Annotated in this window: 7 protein-coding genes; 4 read left to right on the forward strand and 3 right to left on the reverse strand. The window is 71.3% G+C overall.

All coding sequences use genetic code 11. The features are described 5' to 3' along the window. Positions 1-96: 96 nt before the first annotated feature. The 4 genes from ACFV6E_RS40185 to ACFV6E_RS40200 all read left to right on the forward strand — a co-directional run bounded on the left by ACFV6E_RS40185 (position 97) and on the right by ACFV6E_RS40200 (position 4,922). Positions 97-1,515, forward strand: coding sequence for a cation:dicarboxylate symporter family transporter (locus ACFV6E_RS40185; RefSeq protein WP_385173206.1), 1,419 nt, complete (start codon positions 97-99; stop codon positions 1,513-1,515). Between the two features lie 239 nt (positions 1,516-1,754). Continuing rightward, the gene (locus tag ACFV6E_RS40190; protein ID WP_385177831.1) at positions 1,755-2,183 is read left to right on the forward strand and encodes a MerR family transcriptional regulator; all 429 of its coding nucleotides are present in this window, start codon (positions 1,755-1,757) and stop codon (positions 2,181-2,183) included. Beyond that, entirely contained in the window at positions 2,180-2,512 is a 333-nt protein-coding gene (locus ACFV6E_RS40195) for a thioredoxin family protein (protein WP_385177829.1), read from the forward strand. The genes ACFV6E_RS40190 and ACFV6E_RS40195 overlap by 4 nt, the downstream gene beginning before the upstream one ends. Before the next feature lie 133 nt (positions 2,513-2,645). Next, entirely contained in the window at positions 2,646-4,922 is a 2,277-nt protein-coding gene (locus tag ACFV6E_RS40200) for a HelD family protein (protein WP_385468547.1), read from the forward strand. 159 nt (positions 4,923-5,081) lie between these two features. Here the strand turns inward: ACFV6E_RS40200 and glgB are convergent, their stop codons facing one another. The 3 genes from glgB to treS all read right to left on the reverse strand — a co-directional run. Beyond that, positions 5,082-7,811: a 1,4-alpha-glucan branching enzyme gene (gene glgB / locus ACFV6E_RS40205; protein ID WP_385468541.1), complete on the reverse strand. Its 2,730-nt coding sequence runs from the start codon at positions 7,809-7,811 to the stop codon at positions 5,082-5,084. A gap of 55 nt (positions 7,812-7,866) precedes the next feature. After that, a complete protein-coding gene (locus ACFV6E_RS40210; RefSeq protein WP_385177249.1) occupies positions 7,867-9,273 on the reverse strand; it encodes a maltokinase in 1,407 nt (468 codons plus the stop codon). Positions 9,274-9,365: 92 nt separating this feature from the next. Further along, positions 9,366-10,644: maltose alpha-D-glucosyltransferase (gene treS, locus ACFV6E_RS40215; protein WP_385468544.1), on the reverse strand; the 1,279-nt coding region annotated here is incomplete at its 5' end.

The following is a 10,644-nucleotide window of genomic DNA, read 5'->3' on the forward strand; positions in this document are numbered from 1 at the left end:
CGGGTGCGAGACCAGGTCCGGCCGCGACCGGCCCCCGGTCCGGTCACCGTCAGGGGCCGGCCGCCCGGACGCCCCGGACGTGAGCCGCACGCCGGAATGATGCCGACGACGTCGTCAAGGAGGGCAGCCGTGAGCACCAGCACACCCGGAACGGCACCTGCCGCACCCGCTGCCAAGAAGCGGGACCGCACCCACTATCTGTACATCGCGGTGATCGCCGCAGTGGCTCTCGGTATCGCCGTCGGGTTCGCGGCGCCGGACTTCGCCAAGGAGCTCAAGCCGCTCGGCACGGGCTTCGTGGCCCTGATCAAGATGATGATCTCACCGATCATCTTCTGCACGATCGTGCTCGGCGTCGGATCGGTCCGCAAGGCCGCCAAGGTCGGCAAGGTCGGCGGCCTCGCGCTCGGCTACTTCGTCGTGATGTCCGTCGTGGCGCTGGCCATCGGCCTGGTCGTCGGCAACATCATCCACCCCGGCAGCGGAATGCACCTGACCGAGTCGGTCAAGGGCGTCGGCCACGACGCGGCCGAGGAGGCCGCCGAGGGCCCCGTGGACTTCGCGCTCGGCATCATCCCGAAGACCCTGGTGTCGGCGTTCACCGAGGGCGAGGTGCTCCAGACGCTGCTGGTGGCGCTGCTCGTCGGCTTCGCACTGCAAGCCATGGGCCGGGCCGGGGAGCCGGTGCTGCGCGGTGTCGAGCACATCCAGAAGCTGGTCTTCCGGGTGCTCGCCATGATCATGTGGGCCGCGCCCGTCGGTGCCTTCGGCGCCATGGCGGCGGTCATCGGCGAGACCGGCATGGACGCCCTCAAGGCGCTCGCCACGATCATGTTCGGCTTCTACATCACCTGTCTGCTGTTCGTGGCCGTCGTGCTCGGCCCGCTGGTGAAGCTGGTGGCCAAGGTCAACCTCTGGCACCTGCTGAAGTACCTCGGCCGGGAGTTCCTGCTGATCGTCTCCACCTCGTCGTCCGAGTCCGCGCTGCCGCGGCTCATCGCGAAGATGGAGCACCTGGGCGTCAGCCGCCCGGTCGTCGGCATCACCGTGCCGACCGGCTACTCCTTCAACCTCGACGGCACCATGATCTACCTGACCATGGCCTCGCTGTTCATCGCCGACGCGCTGGACCAGCCGATGGGCATCGGCCAGCAGATCGGCCTGCTGCTCTTCATGATGGTCGCCTCGAAGGGCGCCGCCGGTGTCTCGGGATCCGGTATCGCCGTCCTGGCCAGCGGCCTCCAGTCGCACAAGCCCGCGCTGGTCGACGGCGTCGGCCTGATCATCGGCATCGACCGCTTCATGAGCGAGGCCCGCGCCGTCACCAACTTCACCGGCAACGCCGTCGCCACGCTGCTGATCGGCACCTGGACGGGCGAGGTCGACAAGGAGCGGGTGGACCGGGTGCTCGCCGGCGAACTGCCCTTCGACGAGAAGACCCTGCTCGACGACGGCCACGGCACCGGGCCCGCCGTGCCCGAGCAGGGCGGCGAGAAGGAACTGGCGAAAGCCTGATCCCGTACGACCCGAAAGCCTGATCCCGTACGACTTCCCCTGAGAAGGGGCGAGGCTAGCGCTCCCCCCCCTGCGCCTGCCCGCCCTGAGAAAGAAACACCGAGCGGCCGGTCTCCTCCCCTGCGACCGGCCGCTCGGTGCGTTCCACCCCTCGGCGCGTTCCACCGCGATTGTCCGTGCCGCTCTTTCCCTCTCCCGCTGTTGCCTTGACGCCGAGGTCAAGGATTACCGTCGGGGACATGCGAATCGGCGAGCTGGCGGCGCGGGCCGGGACGACCACGCGGACCCTGCGGTACTACGAGTCGCGGGGGCTGCTGCCCGCCCGGCGGGGCGAGAACGGCTACCGGACCTACGACGAGCAGGACCTGAGACTGCTGCGGCAGATCAGGACGTTGCAGGACTTCGGGTTCGACCTGGAGGAGACCCGCCCCTTCGTGGAGTGTCTGCGCGCCGGACACCCCGAGGGCGACTCCTGCCCGGCGTCCCTGGCCGTCTACCGCCGCAAGCTCGGCGAGCTGGATGCGCTGATCGGCGAGTTGCAGGCGGTACGGGCGCAGGTCGGCACCCAACTGGAGAAGGCCGAGCGGGCGCGCGACGAGCTGGCGGCCGGTGCGGAGGTTCCGGGCGGCCCGGAACCGGTGTGTGAACTGGGAGGACGGACACAGTGATCAGGGCAGCGGGTGTGGCCGAGGTGACGGACGACGACTTCGAGACGGAGGTTGTGGGGGCGGAACTGCCGGTGCTGGTCGAGTTCACCGCCGACTGGTGCCCGCCGTGCCGGCAGATGGGTCCGGTCCTCAGCGACCTGGCCCGCGAGGAGGGCGACCGGCTGAAGGTGGTCCAGCTGGACGTGGACACCAATCCGCGGACCACTCTCGCGTACGGGGTGCTGTCGATGCCGACCTTCCTGGTGTTCCGGGCCGGCGAGCCGGTGAAGTCGATGGTGGGCGCCCGCCCCAAGCGGCGCCTGCTGGAGGAGCTCGCCGAGGTCGTCTGAGGCGGCCCGCCGCCACCGCCCCGAACACAAGAAATCCCCCGAGCAATTGCGCTCGGGGGATTTCTCTGCGTATATTCAATGGTTCGCGACTTCACGAGAATTCAGTCGCGGAGAAGTTCACTGGACTCAGTATATCCGGCCAGGAGTGGAATTGTCAAACAGCGAAACTCGCGACGATTTTCCAGACAATGAATTGCGGCACGAGCAGGAATTCATCGACGGGCTGTACGCGCGGGTGGACGCCCTGCGCGGCGACACCGAGGCGTCCGTCACGGACGCGCTGGGGCAGGGCAACACCCCGATGCAGGCCCGCCTCGAACGGGACGTCCTGGTCGCCGAACGCTCCGGCCTGCTGGCCGCGCTGAACGCCGTGGACGGCTCGCTGTGCTTCGGCCGCATCGATCTCTCCGCCGGTCCCCGGCGCACCCACCACATCGGCCGCATCGGCATCCGCGCCGACGACGCCGAGCACACCCCGATCCTGATCGACTGGCGGGCCCCGGTCGCCCGCCCCTTCTACCTCGCCACCGGCCACACCCCCATGGGCCTGCGCCGCCGCCGGCACATCAGCACCGAGGGCCGCCGGGTCACCGCCCTGCACGACGAGATCCTCGACCTCGGCGACCAGGAGCGCACCGGCCACGAGGACCCGACCGGCGACGCCGTGCTGCTCGCCGCGCTAAACTCCGCGCGCACCGGCCGGATGGCCGACATCGTGCAGACCATCCAGGCCGAGCAGGACCGCATCATCCGGGCCCCGCACCGCGGGATCATGGTTGTCGAGGGCGGCCCCGGCACCGGCAAGACGGCCGTGGCGCTGCACCGGGCCGCGTTCCTCCTCTACGAACACCGGGAACTGCTCGCCAAGCGGGCCGTCCTGATCGTCGGCCCCAACCCCGCCTTCCTCGGCTACATCGGCGAGGTGCTGCCCTCGCTCGGCGAGACGGGCGTCCTGCTGGCCACGGTCGGCGAACTGTTCCCCGGGGTGCGGGCGACCGCCGCCGACACCCCTCAGGCCGCCGCCGTGAAGGGCCGCGCCGGCCTGGCGGACGTCCTGGCCGAGGTGGTGCGCGACCGGCAGGCGCTGCCCGACCCGGTGATCGCCATCGAGCACGACCGGGACGTCCTGATGCTCGACGAGGGCCTGGTACGGGTGGCCCGCGAGCGCGCCCGGGAGGCGAAGCTGCCGCACAACGTGGCGCGCGAGCACTTCGAGGGCTACGTCCTCAACGCCCTCACGGACATGGTCGCCGAACGCATCGGCACCGACCCGTACGACGGGACGAACCTGCTGGACGCGAGCGACATCACGCAGATCCGCGACGAGCTCGCCGAGAACCCCGAGGTCTGGTCCGCCGTCGACCAGCTGTGGCCCCGGCTGACCCCGCAGCGGCTGGTCGCCGACTTCCTGGCCGCGCCCGAGGGTTACCTGCCGGACGCGGATGCCGCCGCGATCCGCCGCCCGGTGACCCGTGAGTGGACCGTCGCCGACGTGCCCCTGCTGGACGAGGCCGCGGAACTGCTCGGCGAGGACGACCGGGTGGCACGGGCCCTCGCCGAACGCGAACGGGACGTCCAGGTGGCGTACGCGCAGGGTGTCCTCGACGTCTCCTACGCCTCCCGCACGTACGAGTTCGAGGACCAGCACGACGAGGAGTCGGAGGTGCTGTCCGCGCACGACATCATCGACGCGGAACGCTTCGCCGAGCGCCAGGAGGAGGCGGACCACCGCAGCGCCGCCGAGCGCGCGGCGGCCGACCGTACCTGGGCGTTCGGGCACATCATCGTCGACGAGGCGCAGGAGCTGTCGCCGATGGCGTGGCGGCTGCTGATGCGGCGCAGCCCGACCCGCTCGATGACCCTCGTCGGTGACCCCGCGCAGACGGCCGAGGCGGCCGGCGTCGGTTCCTGGGCGGACATCCTCGCCCCCTATGTCGAGGACCGCTGGGAGCACACCCGGCTCGGCGTCAACTACCGCACGCCGTCCGAGATCATGGAAGTCGCGGCGGGCGTGGTCCGGGCCGAGCGGCCCGGCTTCGAGGCGCCGCGCTCCGTGCGGTCGACCGGGGTACGGCCCTTTGTGCGGGCCACCGACGATCTGCCCGGCGCGGTGGCCGCGGCCGTCCTGGAGCTGGCGCCTGCGGAGGGGCGGCTCGCGGTGATCGCGCCGCGTTCGCTCCACCGGGCGCTGGCCGCTGTGCTCGACGGGGTGACGGCGGGCGCGGAGCCCGACCTGACCCTGCCTGTCGTCCTCCTCGACCCCCGGCAGGCCAAGGGGCTCGAGTTCGACTCCGTACTGGTGGTGGAGCCGTCGCACTACGGCACGAGCGATCTGTACGTCGCCCTGACCCGGGCGACGCAAGCACTCGGCGTGCTGCACACGGGCACCTTGCCGGCGGGGTTGGTGTAGCCGGGCTTTTCTTCGCCCCCTCCGCCCCTTCCCTCTCCCGTACCTCTGGGGGCTGCCGCCCCCAGACCCCCGCTTCGGCCTGGACGGCCTCGTCCTCAAACGCCGGACGGGCTGAGAAATAGCCCCTCCGGCGTTTGAGGAGCGGGGGTCCGGGGGACCCTAGGCCGGGCGGAGCCAGACCGTGGACAGCGGCGGCAGCGTCACCCGCACACTGGCCGGACGGCCGTGCGCCGGCTGCGCCTCCGGCTTCACCGGATCCGGATTACCGACGCCGGAACCCCCGTACACCGCGAGGTCGGTGTTCACCACCTCGTGCCACGCGGGCACCTCCTCCGGCACCCCCAGCCGGTACTCGTGCCGCACCACCGGCGAGAAGTTGGACACGGCCAGCAACGGCGCCCCGCCCGCGTCGAAGCGGAGGAAGGCGAACACGTTGTCCTCCGCCGCGTCACCGGCGACCCACGCGAACCCGGCCGGATCGGTGTCCCGCTCCCAGAGCGCGGGCGTCCGCCGGTACACGGCGTTGAGATCGCGGACCAGATCGCGCACACCCCGGTGGTCCGGCTCGGCCCCGTACGACGGGTCGAGCAGCCACCAGTCCGGCCCGTGCGCCTCCGACCACTCCGCGCCCTGCGCGAACTCCTGCCCCATGAAGAGCAGTTGCTTGCCCGGGTGCGCCCACATGAAGCCGAGGTAGGCGCGCTCGGTGGCCCGCTGCTGCCACCAGTCGCCGGGCATCTTCGACACCAGCGACCGCTTGCCGTGCACGACCTCGTCGTGCGAGATGGGCAGCACGTAGTTCTCGCTGTAGGCGTACACCATCGAGAAGGTCATCTCGTTGTGGTGGTACTTGCGGTGCACCGGCTCGTGCGCGAGATATCCGAGCGAGTCGTGCATCCAGCCCATGTTCCACTTCAGACCGAAGCCGAGGCCGCCGAAGCCGCCGGGCCCGGTGTGGTGGGTGGCGCGGGTGACGCCGTCCCAGGCGGTGGACTCCTCGGCGATGGTGACGACGCCGGGGTTGCGGCGGTAGACGGTGGCGTTCATCTCCTGGAGGAAGGCGACCGCGTCCAGGTTCTCCCGGCCGCCGTGCACGTTGGGCGTCCACTGGCCCGGCTCGCGCGAGTAGTCGAGGTAGAGCATCGAGGCGACGGCGTCCACGCGCAGGCCGTCGATGTGGAACTCCCCGCACCAGTACAGGGCGTTGGCGACCAGGAAGTTGCGCACCTCGCGGCGGCCGTAGTCGAACTCGAGGGTGCCCCAGTCGGGGTGCGCCGCGCGCAGCGGGTCCTCGTGCTCGTACAGCGGACGGCCGTCGAACTCGGCGAGCGCCCAGTCGTCGCGCGGGAAGTGCGCGGGCACCCAGTCCATGAGCACGCCGATCCCGGCCCGGTGCAGGGCGTCGACCAGGTACTTGAAGTCGTCCGGGGTGCCGAGCCGGGCGGTGGGCGCGTAGAAGCCGGTGACCTGGTAGCCCCAGGAGCCGCCGAAGGGGTGTTCCGCGACCGGCATGAGTTCCACGTGCGTGAAGCCCAGGTCGGCGACGTACGCGGGGAGCTGCTCGGCGAGCTGGCGGTACGTCAGCCCCGGTCGCCAGGACGGCAGGTGGACCTCGTACACCGAGAACGGCGCCTCGTGCGCGGGCCTGAGCGCCCGCTCCGCCATCCAGTCCCCGTCGTGCCACTCGTGGTGCGAGGCGTACACGACGGAGGAGGTGTCGGGCGGGGCCTCGGTGTGCCGGGCCACCGGGTCGGCGCGCAGCGTCCGCGACCCGTCGGGCCGGGTGATCTCGAACTTGTACAGTTCGCCCTCGCCGATCTCCGGCACGAACAGCTCCCACACCCCGGAGGAGCCCAGCGAGCGCATCGGGAAGCCGGTGCCGTCCCAGTAGTTGAAGGTGCCCGCGAGCCGTACGCCGCGCGCGTTCGGCGCCCACACCGTGAAGCGGGTGCCCGTCACACCCTGGTGCGTCATCGGCTCGGCGCCCAGCGCCGTCCAGAGCTGTTCGTGCCGGCCCTCGCCGAGCAGATGCAGATCGAGCTCGCCGATCGCCGGCAGGAACCGGTAGGCGTCCTCGGTCTCCTGCACCGTCCCCTCGTAGTGGATCACCAGGCGGTAGCCCGCCGGGACCTCGCGCAGCGGCAGCAGCCCGGAGAAGCAGCCGTCCCCGTCGTCGTGCAGCTCCGCGCGCACGTCCCCGGCGACGACGGCCACGGACAGGGCGTACGGACGCAGCGCGCGGAAGGCGACACCGCCCGGCACCGGGTGGGCGCCCAGGACCGAGTGCGGGTCGTGATGGGTACCGTCCAGCAGCCGCTCACGGTCCCAGGGAGCGAGGGCGGCGGCATCGGGCGAGACCGCGGGGCCCGGCAGGACGACGCCGGGCTCCGGCGGGACGGAGGCGGACTCCGGCACGTCCTGCGGCACGGACGCCGGTGCCGGCACGGGCCCCGGCGCGCCCTGCACCGGCTCCGGTACGAACTCCGGTACGGTCTCGGGCGCCGTCGACGCCTCCGCCTCGGGCCGGGTCTGCGCGGGCACCTTGACGGTGACCTCGGTCCCGCCCTTCCGCCCGGCCGCCGTCTTCTTGGCGGTCGTCTTCTTCGCCGTGCTGCTGGCCGCGGCGGTCCTGGCCGCCGTCTTCCTGGCCGCGGTCTTCTTCCCCGCCGCTCCCGGTGCCGACGTCTTCTTCGCGGCCGCCTTCTTCGCGGCCGTCTTCTTGGCGGCGCTCTTCTCCGCCGCCTTCCCGGCCGTCTTCTGAGCCGTCTTTTCCGCTGTCTTCTTCGCGGTGGCCGTCTTCTTTCCCGCCGCCTTCTTGGCGGCGGCCGTGCTCTTCGCGCTCGCGCCGGTCTTCTTCGGGCTGTCCTCGGACGGGGGACGGGGGGTCACGGGCAGGGCCTCCTCGGCAAGGGTGAGGTGGGAGGTTGGGGGTTCGGTGCGCGTTTCAGGGGGTGCCGTCGTCCGCGGCGAGACGGGCGATCGCGGCCATCGGCACCGGCAGCCAGTCCGGCCGGTGCCGGGCCTCGTACAGGACCTCGTAGATGGCCTTGTCCGTCTCGTACGCGCGCAGCAGGACCGGATCGGTACGCGGATCGCGCCCGGCGACCTCCGCGTACCCGTTGCAGTAGGCGGCCCGGCAGGCGTCGGCCCATCCCGCCGGGCGGGACTCGGCCGAGTGGGCCGCGTAGTCGAACGAGCGCAGCATCCCGGCGATGTCGCGCACCGGGGGCTGCGGCATCCGCCGCTCGGCGAGCGGCTTCGACGGCTCGCCCTCGAAGTCGATCAGCGACCAGGCGCCGGACGGGGCGCGCAGACACTGGCCGAGATGCAGGTCGCCGTGTATGCGCTGGGCGGTCCAGGTGTGGCCCTCGGCGGCCAGCGCCGACAGCGCCTCGAAGGCCGACCGCAGCCCGGGGGCGTACGGACGCAGGGTGGGCACCGCCTGCACGGCGGCCTCCAGGCGTTCGGTCATGCCGTCGACGATCAGTTCGAGCTGGGGCTGCCCGACGGTGAGCGTGGGCAGTGCGCGGGCGAGCGCGGTGTGCACCTCGGCCGTGGCCCGGCCGAGCGCGCGGGCCTCGGCGCCGAAGTCCCGGCCCCGCGCCAGCTCCCCGAGCGCCAGCTCCCAGCCGTCCGCCGCGTCCCGCAGGAACGGCTGGAGCACGCCGAGGACACAGGTCTCCTCGGCGAGCCCGGCGAGCATCCAGGCCGTCGGGGCCGGCACCCGCGCGCAGCCCTCGCGGGCCAGCGCCAGCGGCAGTTCGAGGTCCGGGTTGATTCCGGGCACGATCCGGCGCAGCAGCTTGAGGATGTACGTGTCGCCGTACACGACCGAGGAGTTGGATTGTTCCGCGGTCACCAGGCGGGGGGTGAGACCGCCGCCGATCTCCTGGCGCGGGTCCCGTTCGAAGCGCAGTACGCCGATCCGGGCGCCGGTGCGCAGCGCTTCGAGGAGCACCTCGGCCGACCGCGCGTCGTGCAGCGCCTCGTACGCCGTCCGTCCGGCCAGCGGCCCGTCGTCGAGATGGCCGATGAGCGCGGGGGCCAGCCGGGGCGGCAGCGCCTCGCGGACTCCTATCAGCAACTGGTAGCAGTCCCCGGGGCGCGGCACCGCGCCGGTGGTCGGGGCGAGCGGCTGGTGGGCCCGCAGGAGCAGGTGGAAGAGGGCCGACGGGGCACCGGGCGGCAGCAGTTCGGTGGCCGCCACCAGGGTGAATCCGGTGACCGGTCGGCCCTTGCCCGCGAACCAGCGCTGTCGTGGCAGCCATTCCCGCAGCAGTGGATCGAGGGACGCGATCAGCTCGGGGCGTGCGACGGTGGCCGTGACAGGGTGGGTTGCGGCTTCCGACATTGCGGCGCGTCCTTTCCCCGGAGTCGGGGTGTTACTTCTGCGTGCCCCGGGCGGGCCGGGGAAAACCGCCCCGCCCGGGTTCTGCTCGGCTGCTACGCGGCGTCCTTGCGGAGCCGGAACCAGTAGAAGCCGTGACCGGCGAGCGTCAGCAAGTACGGCAGTTCGCCGATGGCCGGAAAGCGCACTCCGCCGATCAGCTCCACCGGATGCCGCCCGTTGAACGCGCTCAGATCGAGCTCGGTGGGCTGGGCGAAGCGGGAGAAGTTGTGCACGCACAGGACGAGGTCGTCCGCGCCCTCCTCGGTCGAGGGGGCCTCGCGCAGGAAGGCGATGACGGCCGGGTTGGAGGACTGGAGTTCGGTGTAGGAACCGAGCCCGAAGGCAGGATTCTGCTTGCGGATCTCGATCATGCGCCGGGTCCAGTGCAGCAGTGACGACGGCGAGGACATGGACGCCTCGACGTTGGTCACCTGATAGCCGTAGACCGGGTCCATGATGGTCGGCAGGTACAGCCGGCCCGGATCGCACGAGGAGAAGCCCGCGTTGCGGTCCGGGGTCCACTGCATCGGGGTGCGCACCGCGTCGCGGTCGCCGAGCCAGATGTTGTCGCCCATGCCGATCTCGTCGCCGTAGTACAGGATCGGCGAGCCGGGCAGGGAGAGCAGCAGCGCGGTGAACAGCTCGATCTGGTTGCGGTCGTTGTCCAGGAGCGGGGCGAGCCGCCTGCGGATGCCGATGTTGGCGCGCATCCGCGGGTCCTTGGCGTACTCCGCGTACATGTAGTCGCGTTCCTCGTCGGTGACCATTTCGAGGGTCAGCTCGTCGTGGTTGCGCAGGAAGATGCCCCACTGGCAGTTCGACGGGATGGCCGGGGTCTTGGCGAGGATCTCGGAGACCGGGTAGCGGGACTCGCGGCGGACGGCCATGAAGATGCGCGGCATGACCGGGAAGTGGAACGCCATGTGGCACTCGTCGCCGCCGGAGGGGAAGTCGCCGAAGTAGTCCACGACGTCCTCGGGCCACTGGTTGGCCTCGGCGAGCAGCACGGTGTCCGGGTAGTGCGTGTCGATCTCCTTGCGGACCCGCTTCAGGAACTCGTGCGTGGCGGGCAGGTTCTCGCAGTTCGTGCCCTCCACCTGGTACAGGTACGGCACCGCGTCCAGCCGGAACCCGTCGATGCCCAGGTCCAGCCAGAACCGCAGCGCGGAGATCATCTCCTCCTGCACGGCCGGGTTCTCGTAGTTCAGGTCCGGCTGGTGGGAGAAGAAGCGGTGCCAGTAGTACTGCTTGCGCACCGGGTCGAAGGTCCAGTTCGACGCCTCGGTGTCGACGAAGATGATGCGGGCGTCCTGGTACTGCTTGTCGTCGTCC

The organism is Streptomyces sp. NPDC059785, assembly GCF_042732375.1.
Taxonomy (GTDB): Bacteria; Actinomycetota; Actinomycetes; order Streptomycetales; family Streptomycetaceae; genus Streptomyces.

Coding starts and splice junctions, on each gene's coding strand:
- ACFV6E_RS40185 (WP_385173206.1), top strand. CDS start 97: ATGATGCCGACGACGTCGTCAAGGAGGGCAGCCGTGAGCACCAGCACA.
- ACFV6E_RS40190 (WP_385177831.1), top strand. CDS start 1,755: ATGCGAATCGGCGAGCTGGCGGCGCGGGCCGGGACGACCACGCGGACC.
- ACFV6E_RS40210 (WP_385177249.1), bottom strand. CDS start 9,273: ATGTCGGAAGCCGCAACCCACCCTGTCACGGCCACCGTCGCACGCCCC.